This is a genomic window from Streptococcus azizii, from assembly GCF_001984715.1.
GTDB lineage: Bacteria > Bacillota > Bacilli > Lactobacillales > Streptococcaceae > Streptococcus > Streptococcus azizii.
This window is the reverse complement of sequence record NZ_MSPR01000001.1, coordinates 34,633-51,541: the sequence shown is the minus strand read 5'-3', so window position 1 is coordinate 51,541 and position 16,909 is coordinate 34,633. Positions and strand designations below refer to the sequence as shown.

Genomic DNA, 16,909 nt, shown 5'->3' with positions numbered 1-16,909 from the left:
AAAATGGACAAATTTTTTGGCCTGAAAGAACATGGGACGACCGTTTCAACGGAAATCGTGGCAGGTCTGACGACCTTCTTTGCGATGTCCTATATCTTATTTGTTAATCCAAGCGTACTGAGTGTTGCGGGCATGCCTTCGCAAGCTGTATTTTTAGCAACGATTATTGCAAGTACAGTGTCTACCCTTATCATGGGCTTGTTTGCTAATGTTCCGTATGCCCTGGCTCCGGGAATGGGCTTGAATGCCTTCTTTACTTATACAGTGGTCATTGGTCTTGGCTTTACCTGGCAGGAAGCCCTAGCCATGGTATTTCTCTGTGGATTGTTTAATATTTTTATTACAGTGACCAAGGTGCGTAAAAGCATTATCAAGGCAATCCCCGTTAGTTTACAACATGCTATCGGTGGTGGTATCGGGGTCTTTGTTGCCTATCTTGGTTTCAAAAATTCAAATCTGATTACCTTCTTGACATCGGGTTCTGATATTATTACCGTCAATGGAGTAGCCCCAGCAGAGGCAACGGCAGATACCTTTTCAAACGGAGTCTTTTCCGTTCTAGCAGGTGGAGGGGTTGTTCCAGCCATCTCAACCTTTACAGACCCTAGCGTCCTCTTGACTGTTTTTGGTCTGATTTTAACTGCGATTTTGGTTATCAAAAATGTCCGTGGTGGTATCTTGATTGGAATCGTAGCGACAACACTTGCCGGTATCCCTATGGGGGTGGTTGATGTTTCTTCCATTAACCTTGCAGAAAATCATATCGGGAGTGCTTTTGCAGAATTAGGGACAACCTTCCTTGCAGCTTTTGGGGGCATGTCCTCACTTTTTAGTGGTACGGAACGCCTGCCCTTGGTACTGATGACCATCTTTGCCTTCAGCCTATCTGATACCTTTGATACGCTGGGTACCTTTATCGGTACTGGACGCAAGACAGGCATCTTCTCGGCAGAAGATGAGGCAGCCCTTGAAAACGGAAAGGGCTTCAATTCAAAAATGGACAAGGCTCTCTTTGCCGACGCCATCGGAACCTCTATCGGTGCAATCTTTGGAACGTCAAATACAACAACTTACGTGGAGTCTGCTGCTGGTATTTCAGCAGGAGGAAGAACTGGCTTGACAGCAGTAACGACAGCCGTTTTGTTCTTACTGTCAATCCTTATCCTACCATTTGTCGGGATTGTGCCTGCGGCAGCGACCGCTCCGGCTCTGATTATCGTTGGGGTCATGATGGTATCTTCCTTCCTTGATGTGGATTGGAGCAAGTTTGAAGATGCACTACCAGCCTTCTTTGCAGCCTTCTTTATGGCGCTTTGCTTCTCTATCTCGTACGGGATTGCGGCAGCCTTTATTTTCTACTGCTTGGTTAAAGTGTCAACAGGTAAGGCAAAGGAGATTCATCCCATTTTATGGGGTGCAACAGCCTTGTTTATCGTGAACTTTATTATCCTTGCGATTCTTTAATGTACTTATTGTCTAAACAGAGGGGTGGATCAAACAGGTCTGCCCCATCTTTTTTTGCCGTGCATTTGTTTCTTGGGTAAATTCTCAAAGTAAGTTCTAGTTCCCGTCCTTCCAGAAGTTACTTTGAGAAAACTGCATAAAATCAACAGAATTTAGTCTCAGACTAAGTTCTGTTTTTGACTAAAAATGTTGATAATAATGAGTTTTAGTATTGAAAATGTTGAAAAAAAGAGTACACTAAAGTTACTGGCTCTGAGACGTCTCAAAGTAAGTTCTAGCTATCTGGAATTTGGGATGGGACAAGTTCCTTTCTATTTTGGACTTATTTTTTGATAAAAATTAGCGATTATTTATCTAATAATCGAGGTGATTGGATGACGTTTTCAGGGTCAATTTTAGAGATTCCCAAAAGTGTTGCCAATTCCTCACCGTAGGTAAATGTAAAGAGTTCATAAGCGGATTTTCCGTTGAAAGCAGCTCGTTTGACACTGTTGACATGCGAACAAACTAGGTTGATGTCATCCTGTATCAAGTTGTCAAAACTAGTTCCTTTAGGAAGAATGTCTCTGATAAGTGTGTGATTCTTCTCAATTCTCCCCTTCTGATCAGAACGATTAGGGTCACAGAAGAATAGCTTAGATTCTCCGCGAACATCCATTTCTATATCGTCCACTCTAGCGAATTCACCACCATTGTCGGTCAGAATGACAGGGAATATTTCGCAGAAGTCCATCTCTTTCTGATGCAGGGCATTCTTGATAGCGTAGAGGTGTTTAGCGACCTCATTAGCTGTTTTATTATCAAGTAATCGAGCGAAGATAAAGTTGCAGAAGGAGAGGTTAAAGGTGAGAAGTACCTTTCCGCCGATCCGTCCAGTAACGGTGTCCATTTCTAGCCAATAGCTGATTCCTTTCTCTGTGAGAAAGCGTTGGAAGTCCTCGTAAGACCGTCCTTCTTTGGCAGTTTTAGGAATGGGTTGGAGGTTTCTGGTTCTCCGCTTTCTGAATTTCACGACACGGGGGAAATCAATAGGCTTTGTGGACAGATAGCCTTTTTCAAGGTATCGGTAGATAGAAGCTCTGGATGCCGCCAGTTCGTTTGAGGCGATGATGTGGTTGAGGTGTTGTCCTTTTTTGATGGCAGAAGAGATAATCTCGTCCATGCGATAGAATTCTTCTTTATTTAGGGCAACACCTGTTCTCGACTCTGAGAGCTTAGCTTCATAATCAAGCTGAGCTCTTTTTGCGTAGTAGAACTGTTTCTGGTATCCACAATTGCTTCTCTTTTTCGGACAGGCATTACAAACGTAGGGAGCCTTTTTGAGCAGAGGGCAGGCCTCACAATTGGAAGTACTAGAGTTCTCTTTCACCACTCTATTTCTCCGAACTTCTTTTGAGATTGTGGACGGATCTTTTCCTAGCTTAACAGCGATAGCCGAGAAGGGCTTAAGTTGCTCGATTCCTATTTGAATATCGTTGCGATCAGAGAGAGTTAAGTGTTTGTTTTTCATTGTCAGTTACCAACTTGTCCCATAGTAAGTTCTACCTTATTTCTTTGTCTCATTCTAGTTTCCAGTTTTTAAGACAGACTAGAACTTACTTTGGGAATTTACTCATTTATTTCTTGATGGGGGAGTTTCTAGGATAGAAAATGACAAAGTATCCCTACTATGCTATAATAGAGGACATGTATAGTCAGAATGAAGAAGAATTGATAGGGCTTGGCCAGATGATTGGCCAGCGACTACAGGCAGGAGATGTGCTGATCCTGACGGGTGATTTGGGTGCTGGAAAAACCACCCTGACCAAGGGTATCGCCCGTGGTCTTGAGATCGATCAGATGATCAAAAGTCCAACCTATACGATTGTCCGTGAGTATGAGGGGCGCCTGCCCCTCTATCATTTAGATGTTTACCGGATTGGGGATGATGCGGATTCCATTGATTTGGATGATTTTCTCTATGGGGGTGGTGTGACAGTGATTGAGTGGGGGGAGCTTCTCAATAGCTCACTCTTTGATGACTGTCTAAGGATTATGATTGAAAAAGAGGGGGATGGACGAAGGATATCCTTTGAAGCCCAAGGAAAACGTAGTCAGACCCTGGTAGAGGAACTTGTTCATGGTGCAGATTAAAAAAGAGATTTTCTTTGAAGAGGCAGAAGAGCCATATGCAGTAGCTTTTATTGACTTTATGAATCAAGTAGCCCGAGAGACAGACTTTCTGGTTATGGATGAGACGGGGTTTCGCTTTACACCAGAGGAGCTAGGTGCTATCTTTGAACAAAGTTTCGGTAGCCCACACCAACTGCACCTTCTTGCGATATGTGAAGGCGAAGTCATCGGTGCTATTACTGTGCGTGCTTCCAAGCAGTACCGAATCAGTCATATTGGCAATGTGTTTATCGCTGTACGGCAAGAGTATTGGGGTCGGGGTATCGGACGGATATTGCTAGAAGAAGCGGTGAATTGGGCAAAAACGTATGACATTATCAAGCGTCTTGAACTGACGGTTCAAGTCCGAAATGAGCGTGCAGTCGCCCTATATCAGAAGATGGGATTTGAAATAGAAGGCACCCAAAAAAGGGGTGCTAGAACAGATGAAGGAGAGTGGCTTGACCTGTATTATATGGGTAAGTTGATAGAGGATAAATGAGTATTGGTAAAAAGATTTTTCTCATGTTTTTAGCTATCATTGGCTTAACAGTAGGGGCTGGTGTGCTCTATGCAGCAACGGTGCTGAACTACTCAACGGATAGTTTTTCAAAGACCTTTAGATCAATCAAGGGGAAAGAAGAGGACCATGTCATCGAAGCGACAGAGCCTCTGACCGTCCTGTTGATGGGGGTGGACATGGACCAGGCTAGCCGTGGTGGTAACTGGGAGGAAGGGCGGAGCGACTCCATGATTTTGGTGACAGTCAATCCCAAGACTCAAAAAACAACCATGGTTAGTTTAACGCGCGACCTTATGGTAGAAATTGCCAATGCAGACGGCAAATCAAGTGGGACGGTTGAGAAACTCAACCACTCTTATAGCTATGGTCAAGCTCCGATGGCGATTGCAACGGTTGAGAAGATGCTCGATATCACTATCAATCGCTATGTTGAAATCAATATGGACGGTCTGATTGAGTTGGTAGATGCCTTAGGAGGTATTACCGTGAATAACACGCTGGGATTTCCGATTTCGATTAGCGAATATGAGCCAGCCTATACAGCGGTGGTAGAACCTGGAGAGCAACATGTCAATGGTAATCAGGCTCTCGTCTACTCTAGAATGCGTTACGATGATCCAGAAGGGGATATTGGCCGCCAAAAACGCCAACGTGAAGTCATCCAGGCTATTGTGAAAAAATTGCTAAACTTGGATGGCATTACCCAATATAAGCCGATTTTAGATGCGATTTCAAACAATATGCGCACGAATGTATCTATTACGCCAGCCTCTTTCCCGGGACTTCTAGGTTATAAAGATTCCTTAAAGACGATTGAAACCCACCAGTTGGTTGGAGAGAGTCAGATGATTGATGGTCTCTCTTATCAGATTCCGACGAGCGAAGAATTGCTGGACATTCAAAATACGATTAAGGCATCGCTTGGACTACCCACTTCTACTGAGTTAAAAACAAATGCGAGAGTGTCAACGACCGCTACTCCGATTTCGGTACTAGATGCTTATACAAATCTGCCAAGTGTAGGGGCAGGGGTGGAGACGACAGTAGACACCGGCTTTGATGCCCCTCAATAATAAAAACCAAGCCCTCAGCTTGGTTTTTATTTCATTTAAATCGTAATCCCTATTTGATTGCCTTCAAAGGTTAAAAGACAGCTTTCATAATAACCGTCACCAGTGGTTCTTGGACCACTAAGAACTCGGTAGCCATCATCTTGCAGTTGTTGGCGTATCCTGTCTACTTCTTTCTTCCTACTGAGAAAGCAAGGTGGATAATCCCTGTTCGATGGATGGTTTCTCACATTTTCCATCTACTGAATGATGAAGAGTTGATGGAATGCCACTCGTTTTTACGAGTAGTTAGGACTGATATTTTTCTTGTATCTTTTGAATCTCGTTTAAGTTGCCGGCGATCGTTTGCTGGTAGACCCGCAGTTTGTACTGGAGGTCTTTAGCCATTGCTTGGAGTGGCTCTTGGTAATCTTGGATAAAGGCGAGCTGCTCTTGGATATTCTGATAGCTGTCCTGCATGCGCTGGAGACTATCGATGGTTTCTGTCGTTTCCTGTGCAATTTTCTCGCGATGTTTAACGGCGAGATAGGCAATGGTAGCGGCTGTTCCTGCGGCGAGTAGATGTCTTAGTTTCATGGTGCCTCCATATGTAGTTGTTCTGCTAATTGTGCTAGGGCTGAAAAGTCAGGTTCCTTGGTGTCAAAGGAGATATGGAGACCGTCTTGATCGTCAAAGCGAGGTAAGAGGTGGATATGGGTGTGGAAAACGGTCTGTCCTGCACTGGCTTCCATATTGCTCAGCAGGTTGATACCGCTTGCTCCGAGTTGTTCTTTTAGGTGCTTTGCGATAACGGGGATTTTAGAAAAGAGCGCAGCGCTGGCCTGTTCCTCCATCTCTAATAGGTTACGGAAGTGCTGTTTGGGAACGACTAAGGTATGACCTTTTGTGACCTGAGTAATGTCTAAAAAAGCAAGGATATGTTCATCTTCATATAGGGTAGATGAGGGAATCTCTCTAGCAACGATATTACAAAAAATACAATCTGACATAAAGCAAACCCCTTTTTCAAAATTTTGTTATAATAAGTATATCAAATTATAGGAAAAAATGTATGTTAGAAGTAAAAAATGTGACAGGTGGGTATGTCAATATCCCTGTTTTAAAAGATGTTTCCTTTCAAGTCGCTGATGGAGAATTGGTTGGTTTAATCGGTTTAAATGGTGCGGGGAAGTCAACGACGATCAAAGAAATCATCGGCTTGTTGTCGCCCTATCAAGGACAGATTTTAATCGATGGGGCCAGTCTCCAAGAAAATCCGGAGGATTATCGAAAAAAAATCGGCTTTATCCCAGAGGCACCGTTCCTCTACGAAGAACTGACTTTGAAAGAGCATTTGGAAGTGGTGGCCATGGCCTATGGCTTGGACTGGGAGCAGGCTTTTTCACGTGCGGAAGAATTGCTCAAGATTTTTCGATTAGATGAAAAATTAGAGTGGTTTCCGGTGCATTTTTCCAAGGGGATGAAGCAGAAAGTCATGATTATCTGCGCCCTCATGATCAATCCGAGCCTGCTGATTGTTGATGAGCCATTTTTAGGTCTAGATCCCGTAGCCATTGATGATTTGATTCATTTACTAGAGGAAGAAAAGGCAAAAGGCACTTCTATTTTGATGTCGACCCATGTTCTGGATTCGGCGGAAAAAATGTGTGATCGGTTCGTTATTTTACACCAAGGCGAAGTGCGGGCGCAGGGACATTTGGCAGAACTCCAAGTGGCATTTGGTCGGGAGCATGCCAGTTTAAATGACCTCTACCTTGCCCTTACAAAAGAAGGAGCAGGGGTATGAAAGAACTGTTTTACGAGCGCAGGTTAGGCTTTATCCAGCGCTGTCTCAAGTATCTTCGCTATGTGTTAAATGACCACTTTGTCCTGGTTCTAATGGTCTTGTTAGGCTTTCTATCTCTCCAATATCGCTCTCTTTTGGAACATTTTCCAGCAAATCCGTGGCTTGTCTATCTATTGCTAGCGGTCGTGACCATCTTGCTCTTTCTTGCAGGGCGTCCCGCAACTTATTTGGAATCAGCTGATTGTGTCTTTCTCTTGCCTAAAGAAAGCGACGTGTTAACAATTATCCAACAATCCCGTATGCGTGCCTGGTTCCTCTGGGGAATGCTACAGTTTTTAGGACAGCTCCTACTCTTGCCCCTCTATCTGAAATTAGGCCTTAGTCTACCGCTCTTTTGGCTCTATGTCCTTACTCTAACTGTAGGGAAATATGGCTGGCTGGTCTTTCAGACAGGTTTTCTCATGCAATCAGGGAATGTAGACTGGGAGAGGGCGGTGCAGTATGAAACGAGGCGTCAGCAGGGGATTTTACAATTTTATTCTCTCTTTACGCATGTTAAGGGAATCAACAGTGATGTTAAACGGCGTAGGTATTTAGATCCTCTGCTTGCTCTTGTCAAGAAAAGACAAGCTAGGGTCTGGGACTACTTGTTTCTTCGTAGTTTTTTACGGTCGGGTGATGTTTTCTGGATTAGTCTTCGCTTAGAAATTCTGAGTGTGGCTAGTTTTCTTCTCGTTCAGGAATCTTGGCTTGCAACAGGCTTGGCGAGCTTGTTTGATTATCTCTTGTTTTTTCAATTATTGCCTCTTTATCATGCTTATGATTATCACTATCTGACACGCCTTTATCCAGTCGCTCAACAGGAAAAAGTGGCGAGCTTTAAACGCATCGTTCAGCTAATCTTGTATCTAGCTTTTATACCGCAGTTACTGCTAGGAATGTTGTTGCTAGAAGAGAAGCTGTATCTGGTGGTGCTAGCGGGAGTAGGAATTGCTTTAAGCCATCTATACCTAGGATTGAAATCAAAGAAATTGATTGACTAATAAGATGAAAATTAGTAAAATAGTAAAGAATTTTTAAAGGAGAACTGGCATGCAATTTGATACAAGCGGACTTCGTCTGCAATCGATCGCAGGAAATAGTGGTAAAGCATTTAAGGGCATGCGAACAGATGGAACCCCTGTTTTTGTCAAGTATGAAATGCCACCGATTGTTTCAGCCTTGGCGCATGAACAAATTACCCCTCCAGTCCTATCGGCTAATCGGGAGTTGGGAGTTGGTCAGCGTGTCGAGCAGGAATGGTTGAACGGGCATATTTTGACCCGGTCGGAGATGGGGGGCAAGCAGGTCCAACAGATTTTGGTGCGGATGCACTACTCCAAGATGTTGCTCAATCAGGCCCTACAACTGAACTACACTTACCAAGAACCCCAAGACTTGGTCCGCAAATGGCAGCAGGAAGCGCCCGCTCGGCTTGCAAAAAACAGCTACCTTCAGTCGGTCTGTAGTGATTTATTGAATCATTTGCCACCCTTTCGTAAGGATGTGGCGACCTTTGTCCACGGGGATCTACACCATACTAATTGGGTGGAGACAACGAGTGGCTTGATTTACCTGACCGATTGGGAGACGGCTTGTGTAACAGATCGGATGATGGATGTAGCCTATGTATTGACCCACTATATTCCAAGACAAGCATGGAAAGAGTGGTTGAAGAGCTACGGTTACAAGTACAATCAAACAGTTTTAAATAAAATTTACTGGTATGGCCAGCTAGGCTATCTCAATCAGATTGCAAAACATGTCGAAAGTTATGATATGGAAGCAGCGAATAAAGAAATCTATGCCTTGCGGTATTTTCGCGAGAGTTATTATAAGGAAGTATGAGAGTAAGAAATCGTAAGGGAGCTAGTGAGATGTTGCTAGCCTATCCTCAGTATGTCATCTTGAATCCTGAGGACTGTAAAGGGAGATGGGCTAGTATTTTTGGTAATAGCAATCCCATCCATATAGAAGTTGGCTCTGGAAAAGGTCGTTTTATCACAGGAATGGCGGCCCAACATCCAGACATCAACTATATTGGCATTGATATTCAGATGACAGTTCTGAGCTATGCCTTGGATCGTGTGGTGGAGGCAGACTTGCCGAATATTAAGTTATTGCAGGTGGATGGCTCTAGTTTAACCAACTACTTTGCAGCAGCAGAGATTGATCGTCTGTACTTGAATTTTTCAGATCCATGGCCGAAAAAACGTCATGAAAAGCGTCGCTTGACCTATAGGAGCTTTTTGGATACCTATAAGGAAATTCTGCCAGAAAAGGGAGAGATTCACTTTAAAACAGATAACCGAGGGCTTTTTGAATATAGCCTAGTGAGCTTTTCTCAGTATGGCATGGTGCTAACGGGTGTTTGGCTTGACTTGCATGCCAGTGACATGGAAGGGAATATCATGACAGAGTATGAAGAAAAATTTGCGAACAAGGGTCAGGTCATTTACCGGGTAGAAGCAAGATTTTAGAGGGAGCTATCGACAGTATCGTTCTGTCCTAGCTCTTTTATAATCCTTTAGGTTATGGTTTATTATGGTGTTCATACTCAATAAAAATCAAAAGTAGACTAGGAAACGAAGGCGAAGGTAGAACTAGCGTTCACCGAGACAAGGTGACAACGTATCCTTTTGATTTTTAAAGAGTATTAGTACAAGGAAATGAGTTGCAGCTTATACTGAAGTGCAGAAAAGCCAGCTGTTTACACGAAAGGCAAGCCCAAAGATTGAGGTCTAGACAAATGCTTAATGATCAAAAAGATAAGGAGGATGGAGATGAGTCCCAGCCTCTTTTACGATTGGGGCCAGCGTTTTTCGTAATCAGGGTAAGAAAGGGCTGGAGTAGGTAGTAAAAAATGGGAGAAGTTGTCTATCTGGACAAGTCCATTCATTTCATATAAAATAGTCTCAGAAGTGGAGTCGTATATAGATCATTTATACTCAATTTCAAAAGATGTGAGGACGTTAAAAGGTCTAAGTGAAAATAGGATTGAAACAGTTCGGGGAACTGTTTCAATCTCATCTGTAATCAGCTAAAGCCAAAACAGCTGCCTATCTTTTTGTCAGCGAGTTGTAGCTCGAGTTCAGTTAAGATGTGAAGCCGTCAAAAAACCGACTGAAAAATAGGAGGCTGCCGCAGTGTTCGATGAACACAAGAAAGCCTATCTTTTTTCCGAGGTTTTAGGCTGAACTCAGTTACAATTCACCGAGACAAGGTGACAACGTATCCTTTTGATTTTTAAAGAGTATTAGTTTGTTTTTATTGAGTAAAAGGAGTTTTATGAAACAGTATTTATCAACCATTCGCCCCTCCCGCCCCTGCATTATCTAACCTATATTGATGTACTCGTGTTGGCTATTTTATTTTTTGGTGAGCCTATCTATTCATCTCAGCTAGTCTGGCTGCAAACATTATCTGGTAAGGTCGCCGTTTCAGATGTGCTGGAATTTTCAGCCTCAGACAACTGGTCAGCTCTGATAGGACAAGGGCGACAGCTACTATTGGCTCTCTTGTATCTGTTTTTGCGGCGCTATCCGTTTAAACAGTTGAACATCCGTTGGAATTGGTCTATCCTACCATGGACTGTCTTTATTTTCTTAACTGCGGGTATAGTCTGTGATTTATCCTTTAGTCTACTATCCTTGCTACCAGGAGTACCAGATCACTATAACTACCTAAGTTTTCTCCCCTACTACGATTGGTCTTTTTCGACTTTCTTTAGCTCGTTCGTCACCATCGATCTAAGCACTCTTATCTATTCTTTGTTTAATGGTTTTTATGAAGAGCTATTCTTTTTGGGACTCTTGCTTAGTACAGAGCCTTCCAAACGGGGCCTTATCTTACTTTTTTCCACCATCATCCGGACCCTCTTTCATACCTATCAGGGATTGGTCCCTGCCTTGGTTATTGGAGTATCGTTTGGTCTCTTCTATTACTATCTATACACCAAACGTCAGGACAACCTATTGCCCTACTTTTTGGCCCACGCCTTGGCAGATATGGTGGGGATTAGCTTTTTGACCTTGTTTGCTGGATAAATAACGGAAAAGGGATAGATCTTGCTAGAAGGGCGACTGTCCTATCTATAAGAACATGTCTTTACAGTTCGGCACTAAAACACTTTACTGGTGCATGCAGGTTCTAAAAAACGACGATAAAGGTAGGCAGCAAAGAGTATCTCCAGAGGAAATCTCCATAGTGGGTATCTGATGTTAGCAATGCCCAGGTCCTCATAGTTGCAAAAGGGATGGACTACTGACACATATTCCTTTACAAAGGTTTGAAACTATGTTATACTACTAAAAAATAGAGAAAAGGAGGGTTGGTCTTGTACCAGCCCTTTCGATGTATGATTTAGAAGGAGGTTTTTCAGATGGCAAGGATTGTAGACATTGTCACACAGGCGATTGCCCCTCACATTAAGGCCCCTTATGAGCTGGTAGATGTGGTGTATGGCAAAATGGGTGGAGATGCTCTTCTATCTATTTTTGTCGATAAGGAGGGAGGGATTTCCCTCAATGACACAGCTGAATTGTCCGAAGTAATCAGTCCGCTTTTGGATCAGATTCAGCCGGATCCATTTCCAGAACAATACATGCTGGAAGTGACCAGTCCTGGTCTTGAGCGACCATTAAAAACTGCTGAGGCAGTCGAGAAGGCTGTAGGAAAGTATGTCCATGTGAAGCTCTATCAAGCAATCGATCAGCAAAAGGTTTTTGAAGGGACACTCCTTTCCTTTCAAGACCAAGAATTACGGATAGAATACATGGATAAAACGAGGAAAAAGCAAGTCACGATTCCCTATCAGGCAGTCGCCACAGCACGTCTGGCTGTAAAACTATAACAAGAAAGGATCTGTTGAAAAAAGGAACATAAGATGAGTAAAGAAATGCAAGAAGCCTTCCGTATTTTAGAGGAAGACAAGGGGATTAAAAAAGAAGACATCATTGAAGCGGTTATGGAGTCCCTCCGCTCAGCCTATAAACGTCGCTATGGTCAAGCTGAGTCAGCTGCGATTGAGTTTGATGAGAAAAAGGGGGATTTCCGTGTCTACACTGTCCGTGAGGTAGTAGATGAAGTATTTGATAGTCGTCTTGAAATTAGCTTGAAAGAAGCCTTGGCTATTTCTTCAGCTTACGAATTGGGGGATAAGATTAAGTTTGAAGAATCTCCAGCAGAATTTGGGCGTGTCGCAGCCCAGTCTGCCAAACAGACCATTATGGAAAAAATGCGCAAACAGACCCGGGCCATCACCTACAATACCTATAAGGGACATGAAAAAGAAATCATGTCTGGGACGGTTGAACGGTTTGATAATCGATTTATCTATGTTAATTTGGGCAATATCGAAGCGCAATTATCCAAACAGGATCAGATTCCTGGGGAAGTCTTCCAGTCGCATGACCGTATCGAAGTCTATGTCTACAAGGTAGAGGATAATGCGCGTGGTGTCAATGTATTTGTAAGCCGCAGCCATCCAGAGATGATCAAACGCTTAATGGAACAAGAAATTCCAGAGGTCTATGATGGAACTGTAGAAATCATGAGCGTTGCTCGCGAAGCAGGTGATCGGACCAAGGTTGCGGTACGTAGCCACAATCCAAACGTGGATGCGATCGGAACCATTGTTGGTCGTGGTGGTTCAAATATCAAGAAGATTACAGGTAAGTTTCACCCAGCCCGCTATGATGCTAGACTAGATCGCATGATTCCGATTGAGGAAAATATTGATGTCATCGAATGGGTGCCTGATGAAGCAGAGTTCATTTACAATGCGCTTGCCCCAGCAGAGGTTGACCAAGTTATCTTTGATACAGAAGACGGCAAGCATGCGACAGTGGTCGTACCAGATGATAAACTTTCTCTTGCCATCGGTCGCCGTGGGCAAAATGTGCGCCTGGCGGCTCATTTGACAGGTTTTCGTATCGACATCAAATCTGCCTCAGAATACGAAGCTATGGAAGCGGCGCTTTATCCTGAAGCAGAAGGGACAGCAACTGTAGAAACAGAAGAAGTAGGCGAATAAGCCCCTTTGGAGGTACCTATGGCAAAGGCGAGAAAAATCCCCTTACGGAAATCAGTTGTTTCTGGCGAGGTGATTGATAAGCGTGATTTGTTGCGCATTGTGAAAAACAAAGAAGGTCAAGTTTTTATTGACCCAACAGGGAAGGCAAATGGGCGTGGAGCTTACATCAAGTTAGATAATGATGAGGCACTTCTAGCTAAGAAAAAACGCGCATTTGACCGTGCGTTTAGCATGGAAGTAGCTGCAAAATTTTATGATGAATTGATTTCCTATGTTGATCACAAGGTCAAAAGGAGAGAACTGGGTCTTGAATAACCAGCAAAGAATATTACATTTACTCGGATTGGCACAGCGGGCGGGTCGCCTCATTTCAGGTGAAGAACGGGTCGTTGAAAGCATTCAAAAGCAAAAGGCTCAGATCGTCTTTTTAGCTCAGGATGCAGGTCCCAATCTAAGCAAGAAAATTACAGATAAAAGTCGTACCTATCAGGTAGAAGTCGTTACCGCGTTTTCAACGCTGGAATTAAGCTCTGCAGTCGGCAAGTCACGTAAGGTGCTGGCTGTGACAGATGCTGGATTTACTAAGAAAATGAGGTCTATTATGGAATAGAACAGGAGGACAAGATATTGTCTAAGAAGAGATTATACGAGCTTGCCAAGGAGTTGGGCAAGGAGAGTAAGGAAGTTGTTGCCAAAGCAAAGGAACTAGGCATTGAGGTGAAGAGTCACTCTTCAAGTGTAGAGGCAGAAATTGCACAACGGATTGTTGCTGGATTTTCTGAAGTGAAAAAAAGAGTTGAGGTTGAGAAGGGAGTAGATAAGGTTGAGCCAGCAGCTAGCAAAAAAGCAGAGCAAGGGTCAACGTTGGCAGACACAACAGTCGCTACCCCAGCTCCTCAAGAGGCACCAAATCGACCAAAAAGTCGTAATTTTAAGGCAGAGCGAGAAGCGCGAGCTAAAGAGCAGGCGGCAAAGCGCAATCAAAGAAATGGTCAGGGTCAAGGACGTCCACAAGGTAATCGCTCAAATGGGCAGCAAAAACCGCGTCGTGACCACAATGATAAAGAGCGGAAACCAAGTCGAAACAAAGGCTTTGATAAGCGTTCTCCTCAAGGGGGACAACAGCGACCAAGGGTGGAGGAACCGCGTGTAAAAATTGATTTCAAGGCTCGGGCTGCTGCTTTAAAAGCAGAGCAACTGCAAGAATATGCACGGACCAGTGAAGAGCGCTTCCGCCAGGCCCAAGAGGCAAAAAAACGCCCACAAAAGCCAAAAGAAATCAAGTTTGAGGAACCTGTAGTAGAAGCCAAGCCGAAAAAGGTTGTGCCAGTAGCGGTTGAAGCAACACCTGCTACTGATAAACGCAGGAAAAAACAAGCCCGACCAGATAAGCGTCGTGATGATTTTGATCACGAAGAAGATGGTCCAAGAAAACAACAAAAGAATCGAAATAGTCAAAATCAAGTGAGAAATCAAAGAAATAGTAACTGGAATCCAAATAAGAAACACAAAAAAGGTAGACAGCAACAGGCTGCTAAGCCGATCACTGAGCGTAAATTCCATGAATTGCCGACTGAGTTTGAATACACAGCGGGTATGACAGTGGCTGAAATTGCAAAACGTATTAAGCGTGAACCAGCTGAAATTGTTAAGAAACTCTTTATGATGGGAGTGATGGCAACACAAAACCAATCTTTAGATGGTGACACTATTGAATTGTTAATGGTGGACTATGGGATTGAGGCTAAAGAAAAAGTGGAAGTGGATACTGCAGATATTGAGCGCTTCTTCGTTGAAGAAGGCTACCTCAATCCAGAAGAAATGGTCGAACGTCCACCAGTTGTGACCATCATGGGACACGTCGACCATGGAAAAACCACGCTTCTTGATACCCTGCGCAACTCACGTGTGGCAACAGGTGAGGCAGGAGGGATTACGCAGCATATCGGTGCCTACCAAATCGAAGAAAATGGCAAGAAAATCACCTTCCTTGATACACCAGGGCACGCGGCCTTTACAAGTATGCGTGCGCGCGGAGCTTCTGTTACAGACTTGACCATCTTGGTTGTTGCAGCAGACGATGGGGTGATGCCACAGACGATTGAAGCCATCAATCACTCAAAAGCTGCCAATGTTCCAATTATTGTAGCCATCAACAAGATTGATAAGCCTGGGGCAAATCCTGAACGTGTCATCGGTGAATTGGCAGAGCAAGGGGTCATCTCGACAGCCTGGGGTGGAGACTGTGAATTTGTTGAAATTTCGGCTAAATTCAATCAAAACATTGATGAATTGTTGGAGACCGTTCTCCTTGTGGCAGAAATTCAAGAGTTGAAGGCGGATCCAACCGTTCGCGCGATTGGTACCGTCATTGAAGCGCATTTGGATAAGGGTAGAGGAGCAGTTGCGACCCTTCTTGTCCAACAAGGAACCCTGAACGTACAAGATCCAATCGTTGTCGGAAATACGTTTGGACGCGTCCGTGCTATGACAAATGACCTCGGTCGTCGTGTCAAGGTAGCAGGACCATCGACACCTGTTTCGATTACTGGTCTAAACGAAGCGCCGATGGCCGGGGATCACTTTGCGGTCTATGAAGATGAAAAATCGGCGCGTGCAGCAGGTGAAGAACGTGCCAAACGTGCCCTCTTGAAACAACGTCAGATAACCCAGCGGGTTAGTCTTGAAAACCTCTTTGATACCCTTAGAGCGGGTGAGGTGAAGTCTGTCAATGTCATCATTAAAGCAGATGTACAAGGTTCGGTTGAGGCGCTTGCTTCATCGCTTCAAAAGATTGAGGTTGAGGGGGTTCGTATCAATATCGTTCACTCAGCTGTCGGTGCTATCAATGAGTCCGATGTAACCTTGGCAGAAGCATCGAATGCTTTTATCATCGGATTTAGTGTGCGTCCGACTCCACAGGCTCGCCAGCAGGCAGAAGCAGATGATGTGGAAATCCGTCTCCACAGTATCATCTACAAGGTTATTGAAGAAATGGAAGACGCCATGAAGGGGATGCTGGATCCTGAATACCAAGAAAAGATTATTGGTGAAGCTCTGATTCGTGAAACGTTCAAAGTATCGAAGGTGGGCACCATCGGTGGATTTATGGTCATCAATGGAAAAGTGACGCGTGACTCGAGTGTCCGTGTTATCCGTGACGGTGTCGTAATCTTTGACGGTAAACTTGCTAGCTTGAAACACTTTAAGGATGATGTCAAGGAAATCACCAATGGTCGCGAGGGTGGACTCATGATTGAAAACTACAATGACCTCAAAGTGGATGATGTGATTGAAGCCTATATCATGGAAGAAATCAAGAAATGATAGATGTCCTTGTGCGCACGGCCAAGCAGGAAGATTTTAAGACGATTTATTGCTTGGTCCAGGAGGCGTTTTTAAGCGCCGCACATTCAGATGGTCAGGAGCAGGAACTGGTCAAGAGGATCTGGGAAAGTTCAGACTATCTGTCAGATCTTTCCTTGGTGGCAGAAATCAATGGAGAGATTGTAGGCTATCTCCTTCTCTCAAAGGTCAAGATTGCAACCGCTGTTGCCTTGGCTCTGGATCCGTTAGCCGTACGACCAGATGTTCAAAAAATGGGGGTTGGAACTCGTCTAATAACAGTAGCTCATCAACGGGCACGACAAGCTGGCTATCAGGCAATCCTTGTCTTGGGAGATGATCGTTACTATTCAGCCTTTGGCTATCAATCAGCGATTGAAAAAGGGATTGTTCCTCCATTTGATGTCCCAGCTCCCTACTTCATGATATATGAATTGACGACTGAACCTGCTACCCTACAAGGTGTTGTTCAATATCCTCCAGAATTTGGAATTTAA

At 44.0% G+C, this 16,909-nt stretch carries 18 protein-coding genes and 1 pseudogene; 15 read left to right on the top strand and 4 right to left on the bottom strand.

The genetic code is table 11. The features are described 5' to 3' along the window. Positions 1 to 3 precede the first annotated feature (3 nt). Positions 4 to 1,464 (top strand): NCS2 family permease, encoded by a 1,461-nt coding sequence (locus BVE84_RS00260; protein WP_076995093.1) that lies wholly within the window; start codon positions 4 to 6, stop codon positions 1,462 to 1,464. A gap of 346 nt (positions 1,465 to 1,810) precedes the next feature. Here the strand turns inward: BVE84_RS00260 and BVE84_RS00255 are convergent, their stop codons facing one another. Continuing rightward, the gene (locus tag BVE84_RS00255; protein ID WP_076995092.1) at positions 1,811 to 2,974 is read right to left on the bottom strand and encodes an IS30 family transposase; all 1,164 of its coding nucleotides are present in this window, start codon (positions 2,972 to 2,974) and stop codon (positions 1,811 to 1,813) included. A 176-nt stretch (positions 2,975 to 3,150) separates the two neighbouring features. On the opposite strand from BVE84_RS00255, the gene tsaE reads away from it, so the two are divergent. Genes tsaE through lytR form a run of 3 tightly spaced genes read left to right on the top strand, consistent with a single transcriptional unit; the run spans position 3,151 to position 5,211 of the window. After that, positions 3,151 to 3,597 (top strand): tRNA (adenosine(37)-N6)-threonylcarbamoyltransferase complex ATPase subunit type 1 TsaE, encoded by a 447-nt coding sequence (gene tsaE, locus BVE84_RS00250; RefSeq protein WP_076995274.1) that lies wholly within the window; start codon positions 3,151 to 3,153, stop codon positions 3,595 to 3,597. Continuing rightward, on the top strand, positions 3,584 to 4,117 hold the full coding sequence (locus tag BVE84_RS00245; protein WP_076995091.1) for a GNAT family N-acetyltransferase: 534 nt from the start codon (positions 3,584 to 3,586) through the stop codon (positions 4,115 to 4,117). Before tsaE ends, BVE84_RS00245 begins: the two co-directional genes overlap by 14 nt. Continuing rightward, positions 4,114 to 5,211 (top strand): glycopolymer--peptidoglycan transferase LytR, encoded by a 1,098-nt coding sequence (lytR, locus tag BVE84_RS00240; RefSeq protein WP_076995090.1) that lies wholly within the window; start codon positions 4,114 to 4,116, stop codon positions 5,209 to 5,211. Before BVE84_RS00245 ends, lytR begins: the two co-directional genes overlap by 4 nt. 35 nt (positions 5,212 to 5,246) lie before the next feature. On the opposite strand, the pseudogene BVE84_RS11280 reads toward lytR, so the two are convergent. From BVE84_RS11280 to BVE84_RS00225, 3 genes and pseudogenes are all read right to left on the bottom strand, one after another. Beyond that, positions 5,247 to 5,357: pseudogene (locus tag BVE84_RS11280) on the bottom strand (VOC family protein); the annotation flags it as partial. Positions 5,358 to 5,496: 139 nt separating this feature from the next. After that, positions 5,497 to 5,784 (bottom strand): chemotaxis protein, encoded by a 288-nt coding sequence (locus BVE84_RS00230; RefSeq protein WP_076995089.1) that lies wholly within the window; start codon positions 5,782 to 5,784, stop codon positions 5,497 to 5,499. After that, positions 5,781 to 6,197: an HIT family protein gene (locus tag BVE84_RS00225; RefSeq protein WP_076995088.1), complete on the bottom strand. Its 417-nt coding sequence runs from the start codon at positions 6,195 to 6,197 to the stop codon at positions 5,781 to 5,783. The genes BVE84_RS00230 and BVE84_RS00225 overlap by 4 nt, the downstream gene beginning before the upstream one ends. A 62-nt stretch (positions 6,198 to 6,259) precedes the next feature. Between BVE84_RS00225 and BVE84_RS00220 the strand changes: the two genes are divergently transcribed. The 11 genes from BVE84_RS00220 (at position 6,260) to BVE84_RS00165 (ending at position 16,909) form a co-directional block, all read left to right on the top strand. Then, on the top strand, positions 6,260 to 6,994 hold the full coding sequence (locus tag BVE84_RS00220; RefSeq protein ID WP_076995087.1) for an ABC transporter ATP-binding protein: 735 nt from the start codon (positions 6,260 to 6,262) through the stop codon (positions 6,992 to 6,994). Continuing rightward, on the top strand, positions 6,991 to 8,037 hold the full coding sequence (locus BVE84_RS00215) for an ABC transporter permease (RefSeq protein ID WP_076995086.1): 1,047 nt from the start codon (positions 6,991 to 6,993) through the stop codon (positions 8,035 to 8,037). Before BVE84_RS00220 ends, BVE84_RS00215 begins: the two co-directional genes overlap by 4 nt. A 49-nt stretch (positions 8,038 to 8,086) precedes the next feature. After that, positions 8,087 to 8,881, top strand: a complete 795-nt coding sequence (gene ccrZ / locus BVE84_RS00210; protein ID WP_076995085.1) for a cell cycle regulator CcrZ — start codon at positions 8,087 to 8,089, stop codon at positions 8,879 to 8,881. Beyond that, positions 8,878 to 9,513, top strand: a complete 636-nt coding sequence (trmB, locus tag BVE84_RS00205) for a tRNA (guanosine(46)-N7)-methyltransferase TrmB (protein WP_076995084.1) — start codon at positions 8,878 to 8,880, stop codon at positions 9,511 to 9,513. Before ccrZ ends, trmB begins: the two co-directional genes overlap by 4 nt. Positions 9,514 to 10,392: 879 nt before the next feature. Then, positions 10,393 to 11,079, top strand: a complete 687-nt coding sequence (locus tag BVE84_RS00195; RefSeq protein WP_425274929.1) for a CPBP family glutamic-type intramembrane protease — start codon at positions 10,393 to 10,395, stop codon at positions 11,077 to 11,079. A 335-nt stretch (positions 11,080 to 11,414) separates the two neighbouring features. After that, positions 11,415 to 11,885 (top strand): ribosome maturation factor RimP, encoded by a 471-nt coding sequence (rimP, locus tag BVE84_RS00190; RefSeq protein ID WP_076995081.1) that lies wholly within the window; start codon positions 11,415 to 11,417, stop codon positions 11,883 to 11,885. A gap of 33 nt (positions 11,886 to 11,918) precedes the next feature. After that, on the top strand, positions 11,919 to 13,067 hold the full coding sequence (nusA, locus tag BVE84_RS00185; RefSeq protein WP_076995080.1) for a transcription termination factor NusA: 1,149 nt from the start codon (positions 11,919 to 11,921) through the stop codon (positions 13,065 to 13,067). Between the two features lie 18 nt (positions 13,068 to 13,085). After that, positions 13,086 to 13,382: an RNase P modulator RnpM gene (gene rnpM / locus BVE84_RS00180; protein ID WP_076995079.1), complete on the top strand. Its 297-nt coding sequence runs from the start codon at positions 13,086 to 13,088 to the stop codon at positions 13,380 to 13,382. Then, positions 13,375 to 13,677 (top strand): YlxQ-related RNA-binding protein, encoded by a 303-nt coding sequence (locus tag BVE84_RS00175; protein WP_244157380.1) that lies wholly within the window; start codon positions 13,375 to 13,377, stop codon positions 13,675 to 13,677. Before rnpM ends, BVE84_RS00175 begins: the two co-directional genes overlap by 8 nt. A 17-nt stretch (positions 13,678 to 13,694) precedes the next feature. After that, positions 13,695 to 16,394, top strand: a complete 2,700-nt coding sequence (gene infB / locus BVE84_RS00170; RefSeq protein WP_076995077.1) for a translation initiation factor IF-2 — start codon at positions 13,695 to 13,697, stop codon at positions 16,392 to 16,394. Continuing rightward, positions 16,391 to 16,909, top strand: a complete 519-nt coding sequence (locus BVE84_RS00165) for a GNAT family N-acetyltransferase (protein ID WP_076995076.1) — start codon at positions 16,391 to 16,393, stop codon at positions 16,907 to 16,909. The genes infB and BVE84_RS00165 overlap by 4 nt, the downstream gene beginning before the upstream one ends.